18 protein-coding genes and 1 riboswitch are annotated in these 21177 nt (G+C 74.5%); of the genes, 12 read left to right on the top strand and 6 right to left on the bottom strand.

What is annotated here, in order from left to right; all coding sequences use genetic code 11:
- Window positions 1-136: 136 nt before the first annotated feature.
- Together ACZ4S3_RS06765 and ACZ4S3_RS06760 are read right to left on the bottom strand one after the other, a co-directional pair.
- Window positions 137-1264, bottom strand: a complete 1128-nt coding sequence (locus ACZ4S3_RS06765; RefSeq protein ID WP_467927048.1) for an alpha/beta hydrolase — start codon at window positions 1262-1264, stop codon at window positions 137-139.
- A 74-nt stretch (window positions 1265-1338) separates the two neighbouring features.
- Window positions 1339-2019 (bottom strand): class II aldolase/adducin family protein, encoded by a 681-nt coding sequence (locus ACZ4S3_RS06760; protein WP_467927373.1) that lies wholly within the window; start codon window positions 2017-2019, stop codon window positions 1339-1341.
- Window positions 2020-2465: 446 nt separating this feature from the next.
- On the opposite strand from ACZ4S3_RS06760, the gene ACZ4S3_RS06755 reads away from it, so the two are divergent.
- Together ACZ4S3_RS06755 and ACZ4S3_RS06750 are read left to right on the top strand one after the other, a co-directional pair.
- Window positions 2466-3761: an inorganic phosphate transporter gene (locus ACZ4S3_RS06755; RefSeq protein ID WP_467927044.1), complete on the top strand. Its 1296-nt coding sequence runs from the start codon at window positions 2466-2468 to the stop codon at window positions 3759-3761.
- A gap of 48 nt (window positions 3762-3809) precedes the next feature.
- Window positions 3810-4046, top strand: a complete 237-nt coding sequence (locus tag ACZ4S3_RS06750; RefSeq protein ID WP_467927041.1) for a hypothetical protein — start codon at window positions 3810-3812, stop codon at window positions 4044-4046.
- Window positions 4047-4064: 18 nt separating this feature from the next.
- On the opposite strand, the gene ACZ4S3_RS06745 is transcribed toward ACZ4S3_RS06750, so the two are convergent.
- The 3 genes from ACZ4S3_RS06745 to ACZ4S3_RS06735 are packed head-to-tail and all read right to left on the bottom strand — an operon-like array spanning window position 4065 to window position 8561.
- On the bottom strand, window positions 4065-5480 hold the full coding sequence (locus ACZ4S3_RS06745; protein WP_467927037.1) for an extracellular solute-binding protein: 1416 nt from the start codon (window positions 5478-5480) through the stop codon (window positions 4065-4067).
- On the bottom strand, window positions 5477-8140 hold the full coding sequence (locus ACZ4S3_RS06740; protein WP_467927033.1) for a caspase family protein: 2664 nt from the start codon (window positions 8138-8140) through the stop codon (window positions 5477-5479). Before ACZ4S3_RS06740 ends, ACZ4S3_RS06745 begins: the two co-directional genes overlap by 4 nt.
- Window positions 8141-8144: 4 nt before the next feature.
- Entirely contained in the window at window positions 8145-8561 is a 417-nt protein-coding gene (locus tag ACZ4S3_RS06735) for a hypothetical protein (protein ID WP_467927028.1), read from the bottom strand.
- A gap of 208 nt (window positions 8562-8769) precedes the next feature.
- A riboswitch (cobalamin riboswitch) is annotated at window positions 8770-8922 on the top strand.
- A 130-nt stretch (window positions 8923-9052) separates the two neighbouring features.
- Between ACZ4S3_RS06735 and ACZ4S3_RS06730 the strand changes: the two genes are divergently transcribed.
- The 9 genes from ACZ4S3_RS06730 to cobC are packed head-to-tail and all read left to right on the top strand — an operon-like array spanning window position 9053 to window position 18619.
- Complete coding sequence (locus ACZ4S3_RS06730) at window positions 9053-10024, top strand: cobalamin biosynthesis protein (RefSeq protein WP_467927023.1); 972 nt, start codon at window positions 9053-9055, stop codon at window positions 10022-10024.
- Window positions 10021-11676, top strand: coding sequence for a cobyric acid synthase (locus ACZ4S3_RS06725; RefSeq protein WP_467927019.1), 1656 nt, complete (start codon window positions 10021-10023; stop codon window positions 11674-11676). Before ACZ4S3_RS06730 ends, ACZ4S3_RS06725 begins: the two co-directional genes overlap by 4 nt.
- Window positions 11676-13778 (top strand): putative cobaltochelatase, encoded by a 2103-nt coding sequence (locus tag ACZ4S3_RS06720; RefSeq protein ID WP_467927014.1) that lies wholly within the window; start codon window positions 11676-11678, stop codon window positions 13776-13778. Before ACZ4S3_RS06725 ends, ACZ4S3_RS06720 begins: the two co-directional genes overlap by 1 nt.
- Complete coding sequence (gene cobO / locus ACZ4S3_RS06715; RefSeq protein WP_467927010.1) at window positions 13778-14374, top strand: cob(I)yrinic acid a,c-diamide adenosyltransferase; 597 nt, start codon at window positions 13778-13780, stop codon at window positions 14372-14374. Before ACZ4S3_RS06720 ends, cobO begins: the two co-directional genes overlap by 1 nt.
- Before the next feature lie 25 nt (window positions 14375-14399).
- Entirely contained in the window at window positions 14400-15794 is a 1395-nt protein-coding gene (locus tag ACZ4S3_RS06710) for a cobyrinate a,c-diamide synthase (protein ID WP_467927007.1), read from the top strand.
- Between the two features lie 18 nt (window positions 15795-15812).
- Window positions 15813-16055: a hypothetical protein gene (locus ACZ4S3_RS06705; protein ID WP_467927003.1), complete on the top strand. Its 243-nt coding sequence runs from the start codon at window positions 15813-15815 to the stop codon at window positions 16053-16055.
- A complete protein-coding gene (locus ACZ4S3_RS06700; protein WP_467926999.1) occupies window positions 16052-16660 on the top strand; it encodes a cobalamin biosynthesis protein in 609 nt (202 codons plus the stop codon). Before ACZ4S3_RS06705 ends, ACZ4S3_RS06700 begins: the two co-directional genes overlap by 4 nt.
- Complete coding sequence (locus ACZ4S3_RS06695; RefSeq protein WP_467926995.1) at window positions 16657-17559, top strand: sirohydrochlorin chelatase; 903 nt, start codon at window positions 16657-16659, stop codon at window positions 17557-17559. The genes ACZ4S3_RS06700 and ACZ4S3_RS06695 overlap by 4 nt, the downstream gene beginning before the upstream one ends.
- The gene (gene cobC, locus ACZ4S3_RS06690; protein WP_467926993.1) at window positions 17543-18619 is read left to right on the top strand and encodes an Rv2231c family pyridoxal phosphate-dependent protein CobC; all 1077 of its coding nucleotides are present in this window, start codon (window positions 17543-17545) and stop codon (window positions 18617-18619) included. The genes ACZ4S3_RS06695 and cobC overlap by 17 nt, the downstream gene beginning before the upstream one ends.
- 128 nt (window positions 18620-18747) lie before the next feature.
- On the opposite strand, the gene ACZ4S3_RS06685 is transcribed toward cobC, so the two are convergent.
- On the bottom strand, window positions 18748-19752 hold the full coding sequence (locus tag ACZ4S3_RS06685) for an SCO1860 family LAETG-anchored protein (protein ID WP_467927370.1): 1005 nt from the start codon (window positions 19750-19752) through the stop codon (window positions 18748-18750).
- Window positions 19753-20129: 377 nt separating this feature from the next.
- On the opposite strand from ACZ4S3_RS06685, the gene ACZ4S3_RS06680 reads away from it, so the two are divergent.
- Window positions 20130-21158, top strand: a complete 1029-nt coding sequence (locus ACZ4S3_RS06680; protein ID WP_467926990.1) for a bile acid:sodium symporter family protein — start codon at window positions 20130-20132, stop codon at window positions 21156-21158.
- Window positions 21159-21177 lie beyond the last annotated feature (19 nt).

Genomic DNA, 21177 nt, shown 5'->3' with positions numbered 1-21177 from the left:
CAGTGTTGCCGCTGACGGCCCGAAAGCCCAATCGGAACCCGGCTTGCGATCTTCCCGGGCCGCGTCACCTCGCCGACCCATCCCTGATGTGGGGAGTTGTCCCCTCGTACGTCTGCCGGTCACCGGGGCCGCGAGGTCACATCAGCGGGGTCAGGAAGCGGCGCAGGGCCTCTTCGTAGCGGGCCGGGTCGGCGTTCCACATCGCGGCGTGCGGTGCGTGCGGAATGGGCTGAAGAGTGATCAGGTCGGGGCGGCGGGCGGCGAAGGAGCGGGAGGCGGCCCAGGGGGCGAGCGTGTCGTCCGGGCCGTGGAAAAGGAGCGTGGGGACGGTCAGCGTGGCGGGGTCGACGGCGTCGGCGGGCCGGTGGACGGGCAGCCCGGTGATGCCCTCGGCGGCCCGGACGACCAGCGGCAGCAGGGCGCGCGGGACCCGCCGGGCGGTGGCCAGCGCGCGGACCGTGGCGTGCCGGTCGAGGACCGGGGAGTCCAGGACGAGCCCGCTGATCCGGTCGCGCAGCGCGGAGCGGGTGGCGGCGCGCAGCGCCATGGTGGCGCCGGTGGACCAGCCGTGGAGGACGACGTCGTGGGCGCCGTAGCGGATCGCATAGCGGATCGCGGCGTCCAGGTCGCGCCATTCGGCGTCGCCGAGGTGGTTCATGCCGTCCTCGGTGGCCGGGGCGCCGGGGTCGTTGCGGTAGGCGATGTCCAGGACCGGGAGGCGGTGGCGGCGCAGGAACGGCATGACGACCATCGGGTGCTCGCGAGTGGTGCCCAGGCCGTGTGCGGTGATGACCCAGGTGTCGCGGACGCCGGGGAGGAACCACGCGGGCAGGGCGCCCAGTTCGCCGGGGATGTCGATGTCGGCGCAGTCGGCGCCGAGGGCGTCGCGGGGGTTGCCGATGTACACCTGCGGGGTCAGACGCATCCTGGCGCCCGGCCGCAGGGTGCCGTGGGTGACCCGCGTCAGGCGGCGTACGACGGTGTCGGGCGCGTGCGGGGCGCCGTGGACGACGGGGCCGAGCACGGCGTGGCAGCCCGCGCCGGTGAGCCCGTAGGTGCCGGGCCGCAGGGACGCGAAACTGCGGGTCAGGGTGATCAGATCGTCGGTGAAGGAGTGAACGGTGAGACGGGAGTCGCCTGGCAGGGGGTGATCGGGGGACGGTTTCAGGGCAATATCGCCTGCGTACCGGCCGATGGCCACTGCCGCCACACCGGCGCCGATCACGGTGGCGGCGGCCATGGCCGCCGCGGGTCCCCTTCGCACCTCTCCAGTGTGCAAAGGGGCGCCCGGTGCGGCCAGCGGGGCGGGAGCGGGCGGGTGACGGGCGGGGCGGCGGTTCAGTCGTGCCGGCCGTAGCCGGCGAGCTTTTCGCGGGCCTCCTCGAGCCGGTCGGCCGACAGCAGGCTGGGCTGCCGCCCCGGCACGGAGCTCGCGGTGAGCCAGACCCGGCACAGCCACTCCAGCTGGGCGGTGCGGTCCAGCGCCTGGCCGAGGCTGTCGCCGTAGGCCATGGTGCCGTGGTTCTGCAGGAGGCAGCCGGTGCGGTCGCGCAGCGCGTCGAGCATGTTCGCGGCGAGTTCCTCGGTGCCGTAGAGGGCGTACGGGGCGACCCGGACCGGGCCGCCGAGGGCCGCGGTCATGTAGTGGACCGGCGGGAGCTCGGGGACGAGGGTGGAGACGGCGGTGGCGTACGGGGCGTGGGTGTGGACGACGGCGGTGGCCGCGGTGGAGCGGTAGACCGCCAGGTGCATGGGGAGTTCGCTGGTGGGGCGCAGGGAGCCGATGACCTGGCGGCCGTCGAGGCCGACGGCGGTGGTGTCGCCGGGGCCGAGCCGGTCGTAGGGGACGCCGGTGGGCGTGACCAGGATCAGGTCCTTGATCCGGCAGGAGACATTGCCGGAGGTGCCGACGACCAGGCCGTCGGCGACGGTGCGGCGGGCGGTGTCGACCAGCTCGCTCCAGACTTCGGCGATGCGGTCGGGATGGCCCTTCGTCGGGCGGGCGGTGGGGGCGTCCATGGTGTCCTCCGGCGCGGTGGCGGCAGGCTGCGGATGGGCGACTGCGCTGCGCGACACCGTACGGGCAGGCGGGGGCACGGTACGGCACAGGCACGCATGTCCGGTATCCGCCGTATGGTGCTGAAGGCGCCCCTAGCGGCAATTGGCCGGAGATCGACCATCTTGTGTTGGCCGACCGTTAACGTCGGGCATGACTTGCCGAGCCGGGCTTCACGTCACCGGCCCCAAGGGATCCACTGGCCCGCGAGCGTGATCGAAGCGGCCTGAACGGGGCGGCGGCGCAGCTCAGGAAGTTTGCCAACGGGTGATGCGGAAGTGACGTCAGAGACACCTCCCCGTGAACCGTGCGGGGGTGTCACTGCCGAGCCCCTCGTAGTTCACTTTCCGTTCACCAACTCTCCGTACGGTCCGAGCGACACTGACCATCGAACTGATTGCCTGGGTGAATGGAACACATCACGCTTCTCATCGGGATCGTGATCGTCACGGCCTTGGTGTTCGACTTTACGAACGGCTTCCACGACACGGCCAATGCAATGGCCACCACCATCTCCACCGGGGCATTGCGACCCAAGACCGCGGTGGCGATGTCGGCAGTGCTCAACCTCGTCGGTGCGTTCCTGTCCGTCGAGGTGGCGAAGACCATCTCCGGCGGCATCATCGACGAGAGCGCCGGCATCAGACCTGAAGTGATCTTCGCCGGTCTGGTCGGCGCGATCGTCTGGAACCTGCTGACCTGGCTCGCGGGCCTTCCCTCCAGTTCCTCCCACGCCCTCTTCGGCGGTCTGATCGGCGCGACCCTGGTGTCGGTGGGCACCGGCGGCGTGCACGGCAGCGCCGTGGTGATGAAGGTCCTCATCCCGGCGGTGGCCGCGCCCATCGTCGCGGGTCTCGCCGCGATGGCCGCGACCCGCCTCACCTACCGCCTGAGCCGGGGCCGCGCCGAGGCGGACACCGCCAAGGGCTACCGCGCCGGGCAGATCGCCTCGGCCGCCCTGGTCTCCCTCGCCCACGGCACCAACGACGCGCAGAAGACGATGGGCGTGATCACCCTCGCGCTGATCACCGGCGGTGTGGTCGCCCCGCACGCCGACCCGCCGCTGTGGGTCATCGCCTCCGCGGGCATGGCCATCGCGCTCGGCACGTACCTGGGCGGCTGGCGGATCATCCGCACGATGGGCAAGGGCATCACCGACATCCAGCCGCCGCAGGGCTTCGCCGCCCAGACCGGCGCCGCGGCCACCATCCTGGCCTCCTCGCACCTGGGCTTCGCGCTCTCCACCACCCAGGTCTGCTCCGGTTCCGTGATGGGTTCGGGTCTGGGCCGCAAGGGCGGCGTGGTGCGCTGGTCGACGGCCGGCCGGATGGTCCTCGCCTGGTGCCTGACGCTGCCGGCCGCCGGTGTGGTCGCGGCGGGCGCCGCGTTCCTGGCCGGCCAGGGCAGCTGGGGCGTGGCGGCGGTCGCCGTCCTCGGCCTGGCCATCTGCGGCGCGATCTGGGCCGCCTCCCGGCGCAAGCCCATCGACCACTCCAATGTCAACGACGGCCCGGCCGCCGAGCCGGTGGGCGTGGTGACCGCCGCGCTGCGGACCGTCTCCCCTCCCCCGGCGGGCACGATGACCGCGCCGGCCACCGAACCGGACGCCGCCGAGGTGCCCGCTCCCCCGGCCCCCGGGGCCGCCGCGGACACCGCTGCGACCCCGCCCGCCGCGCGCAAAAAGGCCACGTCGGCCGCCGGCTAGCACCGCCCCCGCGTAATTCCCGTACGGAACACAAGGACACGGAACACCATGAGCATCGACTGGGCAGCTCTCGGCCAGGTCTTCGGCGTCACCCTCGCGGTGACGGTCGGGATCGTGGGCCTGTTCACCGTCGGCATCGTCGGTACGTCCCGCACGCCGGGCCAGGAAGGCGGCACGGCCACGGCCGGCACGCCCGGTATGGGCGCGCGAGCCGGGGCGGTGGCCGCTTTCACCCTGTGCGCGGCGGCCGTGGCGTACGGCATCTACCTGATCGTCGCCGCCTGAGAAAGCCTGGAGAGGCGCTCAGCGGCCGCGGGGATCCCCGCGGCCGCTGAGCGCCTCATCCGCTTCTTTGGCCAGTTTGTCGGCGATGGCCGTGCCGCCCTGGCTGCTCAGATATTCGGAGACCCGGATCTGCACGACCTTGCTGAAGGTCTGGTAGTGGGCGCTGCGCGGGCGCGGTTCGGCCGCCCGCAGGGCCGCGTACAGCGTCCGCGTGTACGGCGGCTCCTGGCCGGGCCGCGGCGACGGGGGCCGGGTGGCGCCCTGCTCGCCGCGTTCGGCGTCGCCGGGCGGCAGCGGGCAGGCGGGCGCGTGAGCTCCCGTCCGGTACGCGGAGTCGCGGGTCGCGGCGAACCCCCGCTCCAGGAGGCAGCGCTCGCTGTCCCGGCCGGTCAGCGCCTCGATGAGTTCCCGGGCGCCCTCGGGCCGGGTGCTGTGGGCGGAGATCGCGAGGTTCTGCCCACCCAGGACGGACATCCGTTTGCCGTCGATGGCGCGGGCCGGCAGCTGGGCGACGTCGAACTGCTCACCCGGTGTGAGCTTCTCGGCGACCGAGGCGTATTCGACGGGCCAGTTGCGCATGAACAGCGCCCGCCCGTCCGCGAACCAGCGGCGGCTCTCGGTCTCGTCCATCGTCGTGGCCTCGTGCGGCATGATCGAGTCGAGCCGGAGCTTGAGGTCGGCGACGCCCTGCTGGAGCGAGCCGACCTGCTCGCCCTTGGTGAAGCTGGTGGCGTCCGGGTCGCCGCCGTTGGCCCAGGCGGACTCCAGGGTGTTGACGGTCAGCCCTTCGTACGGCCGCAGCTGGGCGACCATGCCGTACATCCTGGGCGGTTTCCTCCCGCCCTTGGCGCCCTTCCCGCTCTGGGCGGCCTGTGCGGCCTTGCGGTTGTACGCCCCTGTGACCTGCTCGGCCCAGTTCTTCAGCTCGCCCCAGTTCTGCGGGGGCCGGTCATGCCCGTACGCGTGGAGGATGTCCTTGCGGTAGTAGAGCAGCCCGGCGTCGGTGTTGAAGGGCACGCCCCACACCTTGCCGTCGTACTGCGTGGTCTTGACGACGGAGTCGAGGAAGTCGCCGTCCAGGCTCGCCCCCCAGGGCCGGATCACGCCCGCCTCGGCGAACTCCGCGGTCCAGGCCACATCGATGTTGAGCACGTCATATCCGCCGTTGCCGGACTGGCCTGCGGCCAGCAGCTGGCTGCGCTGGCCGTCGGCGGTGTCCGGGAGTCTGATGATCCGCACCGTGCGGTGGGTGCGCTTCTCGAAGGCGTGGATCAGGTCCTGGCGGACGCCGGAGCTGCTGAGGTCGCTGCCGGTGGCCAGGACGATCGCCCCCTTCTCGGGGCCGGGCCCGGCTTCCTGCGTACAGCCGCTCGCGGCCACCAGCAGGGTCACACAGGCCAGCGCGGCGGTCAGGCCGGTGCGTGGTGCGGTCATTGGTCCCCCTTGGCGGCGGTGCCGAACGAGGCGACGAAGCCGGCGAGCTGATCGGGCGCCCCCGGGCCCCCGGACACACACCGGCCCCGGGAGGTACCGGACAGCCACTGGAGGGCGACGGCATCGCAGCCGGATCGGCCCATCGCCAGCGTCAGGACCGGCACGTCCGGGCCGCTCTTGAGGAGCCCGGTGAGCGTCTTCTCCACGCCCGCCGCGCGCTGCGGTCCGGCACCGTCGTCCTGGTCGAGGATGAGCACGATGGCGTTGCTGGTGCCCTTGGCGCTCTTCATCCTGCGTACGGCGGCGGTCAGTGCCTCCTCCATCGAGGCGCCGTGGTCGACCAGTCCGCCGCCCGCGATGCGCTCCAGCGTGGCCTTGCCCCGGGCCGGGTCGGCGGTGCCCAGCGGGACGGCCTCGTGCACCGCGTCGCGGTCGCCGGGGTGCGCGGGGTCCGGGAAGGTCCACAGACCGTACGTGTGGCGGGCGCCGGCCATCTCCAGGGCCCGGCCCGCCGCGCTGACGGCGATCGGGAGTCTGCCGCCGTCCGCCATCGACGTGGAGGTGTCCATCAGGATCAGCAACTGGCTGGACTTCTGGGCCTTGTCGTAGCCGTCCAGCACCTTGGCCACCTGGTCCGGGCCCGCCGTGAAGGGGACGAGGGGAGCATGCGGATCGATCTCCGCACGGCTGTCGAGCAGCGGTGAGCCGGGCGCCGGCTGCGGCATCCCGCCGTCCTTTCCCGGCACCCCGCGGTAGCCCTGCGCGGTGAGGGTGCGCCCGCCGCCGTCCGGGTCACGCAGCCACTGGGCGAAGCGGTCGACCGCGGCCTGCCGGGCGGTGGCATCGGTGGCCCCGCGCCAGGCGACCCGGATCAGGGGATGGTCGAGGGCCGGAACGTTCCTGGGGTAGTAGGCGGTGTAACGGTCGCCGCGGGCGAGCGGGGCGGCCCGCGCCGGACAGCTGCCGCTGGCGCGGCCGAGGTTGAAGTCGGCGAGGGACTTCTCGGAGACCAGTGGCGCGGACTTCGCGGCGTCACCGGAGCCGGCCTCGCCGCCGCCGGGGGCGTCGTCCCCGGGGCGCAGCGAGCACAGCAGCTCGGTGCTGCCCGCGTACTGGCTGCCCGGGGCCGTCAGCCGGCTCTCGGCGTGGTCGGCGAGTGCCGGGTCGGGGCCGGGCGTGCCCGAGGAGCCGATGGCGGCGCCGTCGCCGGCGAGGTAGAGGCCGATGGTGTGCAGCAGGCCGGTGCCGGACAGGACGGGGCTGGGCCGCAGGAGTCTGAGGTCGAGGTGGTGGCTGTCGGTCCCGGTGAGCAGGTCCTGCCAGGTGGCGCCGGCCGGTTCGATGTCCGCCGGCCGCTTCTTCGCGGGGATGCCGACGACCAGCGGGGTGTAGGCGACCGGGCCGGTGTTGTGCAGCGCCGCCGGGGAGCCGGTGGCGGGCATCTGGCGGCGGGCCTCGTCGTAGTCGGCGGTGGATTCGGGGATCCACAGGTCGGGCTGCGGGCCCGGCCGGTAGAGGGGTTCGGCGCCCTTGTCGTCCGGGCCGCCCTTGCCGGTGCCCCGCGCCTCGCCCTGCCAGCGGTCGGCGGCGGCGAACCCCCGGTCGATCTGGTCCTTGGCCGCGGAGTAGACGGTGATCTGGGCGCGCCGGCAGCCGTCGGGGTAGTCGCCCTCGCCGGTCAGGGCAAGGGTGTTGGCGTGGGACATCTCGTAGTCGAAGGCCGCCTGCCGCAGCGTGGGCTCGGCCTCCGGGGCGGTGAGCAGCCGCAGTTCGAGGGCGGGCGGGCAGGCCGGTGCGGGGCCGGGGAGGTTCAGCAGGACGATGCCCGCGGTGGCCGGTACGAAGATGATCGCCAGGATGAGCAGGAGCCGCACCCAGTGCCGCAGGAACGGGTTGAGCACGCGGCGTAAGCGGACCCGCAGCGGGGTCGGGGGCCGGACCTCGGGGGTGGCGAAGGAGAGGATGACGTCGTCGGTGGTGTTCTGCTTCGCCGAGCGGGGCTCCCAGACGTCGCCCATCGGGGTCCGCTCGTCGGCGAGCTCCTCGCGCAGCGCCTGGACGAGATCGTCGAAGGCGACGAAGCGCTTGCCCGGTATGCCCCGCTCGAGGACCTTGACCACGGCGCGGGTGAAGACGCTGCCGCCGGCCGGTTCCTCGCCGCTGAAGATACGGCGGTTGGGCTGCGCGGTCATCAGCAGCGACATGGGTTTACGGCAGCGGTGAAAGGCCTCGCCGGCGTTTCCGGCGTAGCAGCACTCCAGGATGATCACGATCCGGTCGGCCCGCGCGTTGTCCAGGTACGACAGCACCAGGTCCTGCCAGGAGACGGTCTTGTGCAGCCGGGGCTTGGACGTGCCGACCATCAGCTGCAGATTGCCGCCGTCCGGGCCGACCCGGCCGTGGCCGGAGAAGTACACCAGCAGCAGTCCGCGCGCCTCGTCGGCGACGGCGTCCAGCGCCTGTTCCACCTCCCATGGCTCCTGGGTCCGGCAGATGCGGACCTCGTTCTCGGTGAACAGGTCGGTGCCGGGGTCGATCAGGACACGCCTGAGCTTCTCCGCGTTGTCCCGTACCGCGGGCAGCGGGCGCAGGTCCTTGTAGTCGCTGACACAGATCAGCAGCGCCCGGTTGACCTTGCCCCGCGCGTCGTATTCGGACATCCGCTCAGTCCTCGGCGCTGCTGCCGCCCTCGGCGCCGCCGATCTCGCGCAGCCGGCCGTCGCTTTCACCGACCACGACCGCGGGCTCCTCGCCCGAGGCCCGCTCCTCCTTGCGCCGCCGCAGCCATTCCTGCAGGGCGATGGTCAGGCTCTTGGTGATCTCCGCGGCGACCGCGCCGACGACCACCAGGATCAGGTCGTCGACACCGACGGCCATATCGGCGGGGCCCGGCCCGTCGGTGTCCTCGTTCTCACCCGCCGGCCTCGGGCGCAGCGCCCACTCGTGCCGCCGCCGGTTCAGCCACGGCTCCCGCTCCAGCCACGCCCGCAGATCCGCGGCGTCCTGCTCCGGGTTGTTCGTGCCCGTGATCCGCATACGGACCTCTTGGCGGATCTCCTGGCTGTCAGCGCTGTCCGGCATCCCCCGGCCCCCCTTCCGGCGGGCCCCATCGCCCCCCGTGCACCAGATAGTGACGCGGGATCAGGCCCAGGGGCAACCGTCGGTGACGCACCGGCCACCCTGTGGCGCGCGCCACACCCCCTGCCACAGGGCTGCGTCGCAGGTCAAGGGTGAGTTGACGGCTCTTCGCGGGGCGTGGTGGACTGCCCGTGCCATTCGGCGACAGATGAGGAAGTCCGGTGAGAATCCGGCGCGGTCCCGCCACTGTCACCGGGGAGCGTTCCTCCAGCGAAGGTCACGGTCCGTCGCGCGGATGCCCGCAAGGGCCGCTGCGGACGGGCGGGAAGACCGGGGGATGCGCCGATCCGGGAGCCAGGAGACTCTCGTCGCCGTCACGTCGAGCCAGGGCGCGGACCCTGAGTGAGGACATACCGCCATGCCCGGCCGCCGTTCGAGATACCCGCACCCTGCCCTCGCCGTATCCCTTCGAGGCCTGACGGCGGCCTGATCCGGTGCGCGGCGAACACGCGGCCTACGCGTGCGGCGCGGCCCTCGGTTTCCTCGGCGACCTGATCGCGGCGGACCCCCGGCGCGGCCATCCGGTGGCGGCCTTCGGCCGGGCCGCGGGCGCCCTCGAGCGACGGCTGTGGCGCGACCACCGCGGATACGGCGCGGCGCACGCCGTGTTGTGCGCGGGCGGCGCGGCGGCCGGCGCCGCACTCCTGCAGCGCACCGTACGAAAGCCCGCGGCCCGCACCGCCCTGACCGCGGCCACCGTCTGGGCGGTACTCGGCGGCACCTCGCTCGGCCGGGAGGCGCGGGCCATCGGCGGCGCGCTGAGTGCGGGCGACCTGGACGTGGCGCGCGAGCGGCTGCCGCATCTGTGCGGCCGCGATCCCCAGGCACTGGACGGGCCGCAGATGGCCCGCGCGGTGGTGGAGTCGGTCGCCGAGAACACCTCGGACGCGGTGGTGGGCGCCCTGGTGTGGGGCGCGTTGGGCGGTGTGCCCGGTCTCGTGGCGTTCCGTGCGGTGAACACTCTGGACGCGATGGTCGGCCACAAATCGGCGCGCTACCGGCGGTTCGGCTGGGCGTCGGCCCGGCTCGACGATGTGGCCGGATGGCCCGGATCCCGGCTCACCGCCGCGCTGACCGTGCTCGCGGGCCCCGACCGGCGCGGCGCGCTGCGGGCCTGGCGGGCCGACGGCGGCGCGCACCCGAGCCCCAACGCGGGCCCGGTGGAGGCCTCGTTCGCAGGCGCGCTGGGCGTACGGCTGGGCGGCACCCTGGCGTACGGCGGCCGCATCGAGCACCGCCCGGTGCTCAACGGCCCGGCGCCGCCGCCCTGCGCGGAGGACATCGAGCGAGCGGTGCGGCTCTCGCGCCGGGTGAGCACGCTGGCGCTGGCGGCGACGGTCGCGGGACGGCTGGCGGCCGGCGGGATACGGCACGGCGTGGCACGGCACAGGAGGAGGACCCGGTGAACGGGCGGTGGAAGGCATCCGGCAACACGGTCGGCGGTGGCCTGTTGGTGGCCGGTACGACGTCCGACGCGGGCAAAAGCGTGGTGACGGCGGGCATCTGCCGCTGGCTGGTCCGGCAGGGCGTCAAGGTGGCCCCGTTCAAGGCGCAGAACATGTCCCTCAACTCCTTTGTGACGCGCGAGGGGGCGGAGATCGGGCGGGCGCAGGCGATGCAGGCGGCCGCGGCCCGGGTGGAGCCGACCGCGCTGATGAACCCGGTCCTGCTCAAGCCGGGCAGCGACCGCAGCAGCCAGGTGGTGCTGCTGGGCAAGCCGGTGGGTGAGCTGAGTGCGCGGGGGTACTTCGGGGGAGCCGGGGGGTCGTCCCCCGGGGAGACGCAGTATGCGGGGCGCCGGGAGCAGTTGCTGGGCACCGTGACCGACTGCCTGGCGGAGCTGCGCCGCACCCACGACGCGGTGATCTGTGAGGGGGCCGGCAGCCCCGCCGAGATCAATCTGCGGCGCACCGACATCGTGAACATGGGCATCGCGCGGGCGGGCCGGCTCCCGGTCGTGATCGTCGGGGATATCGACCGCGGCGGCGTCTTCGCGTCGTTCTTCGGGACCACGGCGCTGCTGTCCAAGGAGGATCAGGAGCTGGTGGCGGGGTATCTCGTCAATAAGTTCCGGGGCGATGTGACGCTGCTGGAGCCCGGTTTGGAGATGATGAAGCAGCTGAGCGGGCGGCCGACGCTGGGCGTGCTGCCGTTCGCGCACGGGCTGGGCATCGACGAAGAGGACGGGCTGCGGGTGTCGCTGCGGGGTGCCGTGCGCGAGAGCGTGGTGGCCCCGCCGCACGGCGCGGACGTCCTGCGGGTCGCGGTCGCGGCCGTACCGCTGATGTCCAACTTCACGGACGTGGACGCGCTGGCCGCCGAACCGGGTGTGGTGGTCCGCTTCGTGGACCGGGCCGAGGAGCTGGCGGACGCGGACCTGGTGGTGCTGCCCGGCACCCGCGGGACGGTCCGCGCCCTTCAGTGGCTGCGCGAGCGCGGGCTGGCGGACGCGATCGCCCGGCGGGCCGCCGAGGGGCGCCCGGTGCTGGGCATCTGCGGCGGCTTCCAGATCCTGGGCGAGCACATCGAGGACGAGGTCGAGTCGCGGGCGGGCGCGGTCGAGGGGCTGGGGCTGCTGCCGGTACGGGTGCGGTTCGCGGTCCACAAGACGCTCGCCCGGCCGTCCGGCCGGGCGCTGGGTGAGCCCGTGGAGGGGTACGAGATCCACCACGGCGTGGCCGAAGTGACCGGCGGTGACGAGGCGTTCATGTCCGATGACCAAGGACGCGGCCTGGACGGCTGCCGGGTCGGCTCCGTCTGGGGCACCCACTGGCACGGCTCGCTGGAGAGCGACGGTTTCCGGCGGGCGTTCCTGCGCCGGGTGGCGGCCGACGCGGGCCGGGCGTTCGTCCCCGCCCCGGACACCAGCTTCGGGGTGCTGCGCGAGGAGCAGCTGGACCGGCTCGGCGATCTGATCGAGGAGCACGCGGACACGGACGCGCTGCTGCGGCTGATCGAGAAGGGGGTGCCGGCCGGGCTGCCGTTCGTGCCACCGGGGGCGCCCCGCACAGTTGACGCGAGTGACCACAGCAATTCCCTTGAAGGGGGTACCCGTTAATGGCATCGGTCTCCTACCCGTTCACCGCGGTCGTCGGCATGGACGACATGCGGCTGGGCCTGCTGCTGAACGCGATCTCACCGGCCATCGGCGGGGTGCTCGTACGGGGTGAGAAGGGCACCGCGAAATCGACGATGGTGCGCGGCCTGACGGCGCTGATGCCCGGCATCGAGGTCGTCACCGGCTGCCGCTTCGCCTGCGGCCCCGACGCCCCCGACCCCGGCTGCCCCGACGGCCCCCACGAGGCGGGCGCCTTCGAGGACCGCCCGACGCGGATGGTCGAACTGCCCGTCGGCGCCTCCGAGGACCGGCTGGTGGGCGCGCTGGACATCGAGCGGGCGCTGTCGGAGGGCGTGAAGGCCTTCGAGCCCGGCCTGCTGGCCGACGCGCACCGCGGGGTGCTGTACGTCGACGAGGTCAATCTTCTGCACGACCACCTCGTCGACCTGCTGCTGGACGCCGCCGCCATGGGCGCCTCCTACGTCGAGCGCGAGGGCGTCTCCGTACGGCACGCGGCCCGCTTCCTGCTCGTGGGCACCATGAACCCCGAAGAGGGCGAACTGCGGCCGCAGTTGCTGGACCGGTTCGGGCTGACCGTCGAGGTCGCGGCCTCCCGGGAGCCGGAGCAGCGGGTGGAGGTCGTGCGGCGCAGGCTGGCCCACGACGACGATCCCGCCGGCTTCGCGGGGCGCTGGGCGGACGAGGAGACGGCGCTGCGGGACCGGATCGTCGCCGCGCGGGCGCTGCTGGCGTCCGTACGGCTCGGTGACGCGGCGCTCCGCCAGATCGCCGCGACCTGTGCCGCGTTCGAGGTGGACGGCATGCGCGCGGACATCGTGATGGCCCGGACGGCGACGGCGCTGGCCGCGTGGGCGGGGCGCACGGAGGTGCGCTCGGAGGATGTGCGGCAGGCCGCGCTGCTGGCGCTGCCGCACCGCAGGCGCCGTAACCCGTTCGACGCGCCGGGTCTGGACGAGGACAAACTGGACGAAACGCTGGCGGAGTCCGCCGGGGCGGAGGGGGACGACGACCCGGAGCCGGAGGGGCCGGACGACGGGCCCGGCGGCCCTGACGGCGGCCCCGACGGCGGTCCGGACGGGCCCGGCTCAGGTGGGGTGCCGCCGCAGGACGGCGGGCGGCAGGAGCAGGCGCCTCCCGCCGGCCCCGGGGCGGACGGCGGCGACGATCCGGCCCCCGTCCCCGAACAGCAGCCGTCCGAGGCCGAGCAGCCCACCGCCGCACCCGGTGCGCAGCAGGCCGCCGTCAGCGCCGGCGACCCCTTCCGTACCCGCCGCCTGGACGTGCCGGGCCTGGGCGAGGGCGCCGACGGCCGCCGTTCGCGGGCCCGTACCGCCCATGGCCGTACCACCGGGGCCCGGCGCCCGCACGGCGCCCTCGGCAAGCTGCACCTGGCCGCGACCGTGCAGGCCGCGGCGCCGCATCAGCGGGCGCGCGGCCGCAGCGGGCGGGGGCTGGTGGTGCGGCGGGACGATCTGCGCGAGGCGGTACGCGAGGGGCGGGAGGGCAATCTGGTCCTGTTCGTCGTGGACGCATCGGGTTCGATGGCGGCGCGCAAGCGGATGGGCGCGGTCAAGGGCGCGGTGCTGTCGCTGCTGCTGGACGCCTATCAGCGGCGCGACAAGATCGGCATGATCACCTTCCGGGGGAAGGGCGCCGAGCTGGCGCTGCCCCCGACGTCGTCGGTCGAGGCGGGCGCGGCGCGGCTGGAGCAGCTGCCGACGGGCGGCCGTACACCGCTGTCGGAGGGGCTGCTGCGGGCCCATGAGGTGCTGCGGGTGGAGCGGCTGCGCGATGCCTCGCGGCGGCCGCTGGTCGTGGTCGTCACCGACGGGCGGGCGACCGGCGGGAAGGATCCACTGGCGCGGGCGAACCGCGCGGCCGGGCTGCTGGCCGCCGAGGGCACCGCCTCGGTGGTCGTGGACTGCGAGGCGGGGCCGGTCCGGCTGGGGCTGGCCGGCGAGCTGGCCCGTGCGCTGCAGGGCACCGCCGTCACCCTCGATGAACTGCGCGCGGACAACGTCTCCGCGCTCGTACGGACCGTGCAGGGCAAGCCCTCGCACCCCAACAGGAAGGCCGCGTAATGCCGCAGGGACAGCCGTCCGTCGTACCGGACGACGGGCTCACCACCCGCCAGCGCCGCAACCGCCCGCTGGTCTTCGTCCACACGGGCCAGGGCAAGGGCAAGTCCACCGCCGCCTTCGGCCTGGCGCTGCGGGCATGGAACCAGGGCTGGCCGGTCGGTGTTTTCCAGTTCGTGAAGTCGGCGAAGTGGAAGGTCGGTGAGGAGCGGGCGCTGAAGGTGCTCGGCGAATCCGGCGAGGGCGGCAGCGTGGCCTGGCACAAGATGGGCGAGGGCTGGTCGTGGGTGCAGCGCGACATCGCTTCCAGTGAGGACGCGGCGCGCGAGGGCTGGGAGCAGGTCAAGCGGGATCTGGCCGCCGAGACGTACAAGCTGCTGGTGCTGGACGAGTTCGCGTACCCGCTCAAGTGGGGCTGGATCGACACCGAGGAGGTGGTGTCGGTGCTGCGCGACCGTCCCGGGACGCAGCATGTGGTCATCACCGGGCGGGCCGCCCCGCAGCCGCTGCTGGACTTCGCGGACCTGGTGACGGACATGACGAAGGTCAAGCACCCGATGGACGCGGGCCAGAAGGGCCAGCGGGGCATCGAATGGTGAGCACGGCAAGAACGGTGTGCAGGCGATGAACGCGGGTGCGATCCCCCGGCTGGTGATCGCCGCGCCGTCCTCGGGCGCGGGGAAGACGACGGTGGCCACCGGCCTGATGGCGGCGTTCGCCGAGGCGGGCCTTGCGGTGTCGCCGCACAAGGTGGGGCCCGACTACATCGACCCGGGCTACCACGCCCTGGCCACCGGCCGCCCCGGCCGCAATCTGGACGCCTATCTGTGCGGCCCGGACCGGATCGCACCGCTGTTCCTGCACGGCGCGGCGGGCGCGGATCTCGCGGTCGTCGAGGGCGTGATGGGGCTGTTCGACGGGGCCTCGGGCATGGGAGAGCTCTCGTCGACGGCGCAGGTGGCGAAGCTGCTGCGGGCGCCGGTGGTGCTGGTGGTGGACGCCTCGTCGCAGTCCCGGTCGGTGGCCGCGCTGGTGCACGGCTTCGCGTCCTGGGACCCGGAGGTACGGCTGGCCGGGGTGATCCTCAACAAGGTCGGCTCGGACCGCCATGAGGAGCTGCTGCGCGAGGCGATGGGGTCGTCCGGGGTGCCGGTGCTGGGCGCTCTGCGGCGTACGCAGCAGGCGCGTACGCCGTCGAGGCATCTGGGCCTGGTGCCGGTCGCCGAGCGCCGGGCCGAGGCGGTGGAGTCGGTGGGGGAGCTCGCCGCGCGGGTGCGTGAGGGCTGCGATCTTCAGGCGCTGCTGGCGCTGGCCCGCGCGGTGCCCGAGCTGCCGGACGCGCCGTGGGATCCGGCGGCGGAGGTGGCGGCGCCGGGGTCCGGCGCCGGCGGGCGGCCGCTGATCGCCGTCGCGGGCGGCGCCGCGTTCACCTTCTCGTACGCCGAGCATGCCGAGCTGCTGGCCGCGGCGGGCGCCGAGGTGGCGCCCTTCGATCCGCTGCGGGACGAGCAACTGCCGCCCGGCACACAGGGTTTGGTGATCGGCGGCGGCTTCCCCGAGGTGTACGCGCCGGACCTGTCGGCGAACGCTCCGCTGCGCGTGGCGGTGGCCGCGCTGGCCGCCTCCGGGGCGCCGGTCTCCGCCGAGTGCGCGGGGCTGCTGTATCTCTCCCGGTCCATAGACGGCAAGCCCATGTGCGGGGTGCTGCCCGCCGACGCCCGGATGACGGAGCGGCTCACGCTGGGCTACCGGGAAGCGGTGGCGCTGGAGGACAATGCGCTGGCCGTCGCCGGGACGCGGGTGCGCGGCCATGAGTTCCACCGTACGGTCCTCGAGCCGGGCGCGGGCGCGTCCCCGGCGTGGGGCCTGACGCATCCCGGGCGGCGGGTGGAGGGCTTTGTCAGCGGCGGGGTGCATGCCTCGTATCTGCATGTGCACTGGGCGGCGGTGCCGTCGCTGGCCGGCCGGCTGGTGGAGAGCGCGACGCGGAGCACGGCGGCACCGGGCGCCGGGCGATGACGGTCCGATGAGGGCCCGATGACGGGAGGCGGCACGGTGGCGGACGCGGTGCTCGACCCTCTCGTGTCCGCCACGCCCGACCGGGACCGCACGGTCGCCGCGGCACACCCCTACCCCCAGACGGTACGGGCCCGGCGGGCGGCGCTCGGCGCCCGTTGGCCGGGCGGTCCGGTCGCGGCCGGGTCCGCCGGCCGGCTCACCGCGGTCCTGGAAGGGCGGCACGGCCGGGTGCCCTTCGGGCGGGGAGCCGTCGCGCCATGAGGCGCCGGACGGCCGGCGCCGCCGGTGCGCCGCCCCCGCCGCTGGTCGTCGGCGTGGGGGCGAGCCGCGGTGTCCCGGCGTCCGAGGTCCTGGACCTGATCACGGCCACGCTCGCGGCGGTGGGGTGTACGGGCCGGCCCCTGGCGGCGCTGGCGACGGTGACGGCCAGGGCGGCGGAGCCGGGGCTGACCGGGGCGGCGCGGCGGCTGGGGGTGCCGCTGTGGTCGTACCCGGCGGCGGCGCTGGCTGCCGTGGCGGTGCCGGCTCCGTCCGCGGTGGCGCGGGCCGCCGTGGGGACGCCGAGCGTGGCGGAGGCGGCCGCGCTGCTGGCCGCCGGGCCGGGCGCCGAACTGCTCGCCGGCAAGCGGAAGTCGTCGCCCGAGGGACGGCCGGCGCGGGCGACCTGCGCGCTCGCCGCGGTGCGAGTAACGGACAGCGGGGCAGTTACCGCTGGTAGTAAGGGAGCGGCCGCCGCCCCCGCAGGCGGTGCCGATATCGTCATGACCTCCCCCAACCCGCCCCGCCGTGGCCCGGATCGGCGGACGGCGGTCATCGGCGACAAGGCGCCCGCCCGCGCATCCACCGGCACCAAGGAGACCCAGTGACCACCCCTCCCGCACTGCTCATCGCCGGTCACGGCACCCGTGACGAAGGCGGGGCCGAGACCCTGCGCGCGCTGGTGCGTGTGCTCGGCGAGCGCCACCCCGAGGTGCCCGTCGCCGGGGGGTTCTTCGGCGCAGCGTCCGCGCAGCTGCCGCTGGCCGGCGCCGTCGACGAACTCGTCGGGCAGGGCGCGACCCGCCTCGCCGCGGTACCGCTGCTGCTGTCCCCGGCCGGCCAGGGGGCGGAGACGCTGCCCGTCGCGCTGGAGCGGGCGGCCGGCCGTCACCCCGGGCTCGGCTACGTCTGCGGCGCCGAGCTGGGGCCGCACCCCAGGCTGCTCGAGGTGCTGGAGCGGCGGCTGGAGGAGGCGCTGGGCGGCGGCGCCCGCAAGCCCGAGGACCGGGCCCGTACGACGGTGCTGCTGGTGGGGCGCGGGTCGGCCGACCCCTACGCCAACGCCGAGGTGGCGCGGGCCGCACGGCTGCTGTGGGAGGGACGCGGCTACGCGGGCGTGGAGACCGCGTTCGTGACGCAGACCGGCCCCGATGTCCCGGCCGGCCTCGACCGGTGCGCGGCACTGGCCTCGATGGCTCCGGCGGCGGGCGGTCCGCGGCGGATCGTCGTCCTGCCGTACTTCCTCTTCCCCGGTGGCCTGCTGGAGCGGCTGTGCATGCAGACCGAGGGCTGGGCCGCGGCGCACCCCGGCACCGAGGTGTTCGGTGCGCAGGTGATCGGTGCGGCGCCCGAGGTGGCCGAGGTGGTCATGGAGCGCTATCGCGCGCTGGTGGCGGGCGGCGCGCCGGGCGGGTACCGGGTGGTGGCGGAGGACGCCCGGGGCACCGACGGCGCGTCGCGGCAGCCGGCCGCCGGGATCTGGGACGAGCATGCGGGCGCTCGCTGACGCCGCGGCCGCGGCGCCGCACGAACCCGATCTGCGGCATCACGGCGATGCCGAGGTCCGGGGCGCGGACGCCGGGCTGACGGACCTTGCGGTCAATGTCCGCGCCGGCACTCCCCCGGCCTGGCTGAAGGCCGAGATCGCCGCGTCGCTGGACGGCCTCGCCGCGTATCCGGACGGCCGGGCGGCACGCCGGGCGGTCGCCGCGCGGCACGGCCTGCCGGTGGAGCGGGTGCTGCTGACGTCGGGCGCCGCGGAGGCGTTCGTCCTGCTCGCACGCGCCGTACGGGCCGTCCGGCCGGTCGTGGTGCACCCGCAGTTCACCGAGCCGGAGGCGGCGCTGCGGGACGCCGGGCACACGGTGGAAAGGGTGCTGCTGAGCGAGCGGGACGGCTTCCGGCTGGCTGCGGACGCGGTCCCCGAGGACGCCGACCTGGTCGTCATCGGCAACCCCACCAACCCCACCTCCGTCCTCCATCCCGCCGACGCCGTGGCCGCTCTGGCGCGGCCCGGCCGGACGCTGGTGGTGGACGAGGCGTTCATGGACGCGGTGCCCGGGGAGCGGGCGTCGCTGGCCGGGCGGACGGATCTGCCGGGCCTGGTCGTGCTGCGCAGCCTCACCAAGACGTGGGGGCTCGCGGGACTGCGGATCGGCTATGTGCTGGCCGCGCCCGAGCTCGTCGCCGCCCTGGAGCGGGCGCAGCCGCTGTGGCCGGTCTCCAGCCCGGCGCTGGCCGCGGCCGAGGCCTGCTGCAGGCCCGGGGCGCTGGCGGAGGCGGCCGCGGCGGCCGAGGAGATCGCCCGGGACCGGGCCCATCTGCTGGCCCGGCTGGGCGAGCTGGACGCGCCGGTGGCCGTCGGGCCGGCCGAGGGGCCGTTCCTGCTGATCCGGCTGCCGGATGCGGCGTCGGTACGGGCCGGGCTGCGGGCGCGCGGCTTCGCGGTGCGCCGGGGGGACACCTTCCCCGGGCTGGGCCCGGACTGGCTGCGGCTCGCGGTCCGGGACCGGGCCACCACGGACCGGTTCGTGGCGGCGCTGGCCGAGGTGCTCGCGGCGGCCTAGCGGGCGGGCCCCGCCGGGGCCGGCCTAGCGGGCGGGCCCCGGCGGGGGTTGGGCACGCCGTGCGGAGCGTGCCCCGGCCGTACCCGCGCCCGGAACCCCCACAGCACCCGGCGCGGTGTACGGGTCTCTCAGCCGCGGCCGCCCGGTGCGGCGGTGCGGCGCCGGCGGGCGTAGCCGACCGTTCCCGCGCCCGCGGCCAGCAGCAGGGCCGCGCCGCCGGCCAGATACGGGGTGGCCGAACTGCCGCCGGTCTCGGCGAGGTTCTGGGTGCTGGGGTGGGAGCCGGAGTGGGTGCCACCGGAGGTCCCGCCGCCGGAGGTGCCACCGGAAGTGCCGCCGGAAGTGCCACCGGAGGTCCCGCCGGAGGTGCCACCGGAAGTGCCGCCGCCGGTGGTGGTGCCGCCGGAGCCGCCCGGCGGCGTCTTGCCGTGCGGCGCCGTGCAGGTCGCCTCGGCGAGCGTGACCCGCCCCCGGACATCGGCGACATTCAGCTTCAACGGGTTGACCGCGACCTTAAGTTCCAGCGCGGTCGCCGCGGCGCTCGTGCTCGTCACGCTCCGCCGGGACAGATCGAGCCGTACCTCGCCCACCCCCGGCACCTTGACGTCCGTCGTCCCGCCCGCGCGGAGCGTGACCTTCTTGCCCAGGACCAGGACGCTGCCCAGCACATTCGACTCGGCCCGCGGCCGCTTGCCCGCCTCGCACACCGCCCGGGAGGTGACCTGCTGGACCTCGATCAGGGACAGCAGCCCGAGGCCGGGGGCATGCACCTTGGCGTGCACGAGGTTGGCGTAGCCCTCGGTCCTGCGGCGGTCGGCGGTGGCCCGTGCGGTGGCGACGTCCGCCCGCAGGACGCTGAAGGGCCTGCCCTGGTTGATGCCGTCCAGATCGACGGTGAGCGTCGTCTTGCCGGCGGAGGCCGGTGCGTGCACCTCGTTGAGGGTGGCGCGCAGCGGGACGTCGAGCGCCTTGTTCAGCAGACCGACGTTCAGGCCGGTACGGAGCACGACGGCGCCGGACGTGCCGTTGGCGCCGTGGTCACCGGTGGCATACGCGGGCGCGGAGGCCGTCAGGACGGCGGGACCGGCCGTGAGGGCGGCGGCGACGAAGGTCGCGGCGAACCGCCGGGGCATGCCGAAGGAGCTGGTGGAACTGGTGGACACGTGAGTGGAACCCCCACAAGAGAAATGGAGCCGCCGGCCGCGCCAATGGGGGACATCACGCGCGCCGACGACCTCGACCCGCACATCGTGTACGCACCGAGGGTGAACGGGCAGCCACGCGAGGTGAGTTCACTCCAATGGGTGGTTTCCGCCTCTGCATTCGATTCCCGGGGCACGGGGGATCACCCGCGCCCCAGCCGTCCCACCGCGCGGGTGACCCGAGCCGACCGCCGGGCTCACCGCATCAGGGCGCCCCGTTGACGTCGTACGCCGCCCCGGGGGCGGACCGACGTCCAGCATGCGGAATTCGTTGTCCCGTACATGAAGACGGCGGCTAGGGTGCCGCCGTGTCGACCGAGCAGACGAACCAGGCCCCGCAGCCGGATCGGGCCCCGCGGCCGGATCAGGCCCCGCCGCACGCTCCCGCGCCGCCCGGCGAGCTCCCCGCCTCCGACCGCGCCGCGCGCCGGGCGGTCACCCTCTTCCCGCTCCTGGTGCTCGCCGCCGGGGCGGTGGGGCTGCTGTGGCCCGCGCGCTTCGCCGGCTGGGCGCCCGGTGTGCCGTGGCTGCTCGGGGTGGTGATGTTCTCCATGGGCCTGACCCTGACCCCGCCGGACTTCACCGCGGTGGCCAAGCGGCCGTGGGCGGTGGCCCTGGGACTGGTCGCGCATTACGTGATCATGCCGGGGCTCGGCTGGCTGATCGCGACCGTGCTGGACCTGCCGCCGCAGCTGGCGGCCGGGGTGATCCTGGTCGGCTGCGCACCCAGCGGCACCGCGTCCAACGTGGTGACGTTCCTGGCGCGCGGCGATGTGGCGCTCTCGGTGTCGGTGGCGACGGTCTCCACGGTGCTCGCGCCGCTCGTCACGCCGCCGCTGACACTGCTGCTCGCCGGGCAGTTCCTGGACGTGGACGCCGGCGTCATGGTGACCGACATCCTCAAGACGGTGCTGCTGCCGGTGCTCGGCGGTCTGGCCGTACGGGTCGTGGCGGGGCGGTTCGTCGACAGGGTGCTGCGCGCCCTGCCGTGGGTCTCGGCCCTCACCATCGCGGTGATCGTGCTGGTGGTGGTGTCCGGGAGCGCGGCGGCGATCAAGGACGCGGCGGCCCTGGTGCTGCTCGCCGTGGTGCTGCACAACGGGCTCGGGCTGGCGCTGGGCTACGCCTCGGGCAGGCTGGCCCGGCTGGGCAGGCCCGCCGGGCGGGCGATGGCCTTCGAGGTCGGCATGCAGAATTCCGGGCTCGCCGCGTCGCTCGCCACCGCGCACTTCAGCCCGGCGGCGGCGCTGCCCGCGGCGGTCTTCTCGGTGTGGCACAACGTCTCGGGCGCGGTGGCCGCGGCCTGGATGGCACGCTCGGACCGCCGGGCGCCGTAGCGGACCGCCGGGCGCCGTA

The organism is Streptomyces sp. NPDC028368 (assembly GCF_055565615.1).
The sequence above is the reverse complement of the archived record's forward strand: the minus strand, read 5'-3'. Positions and strand labels throughout refer to the sequence as shown.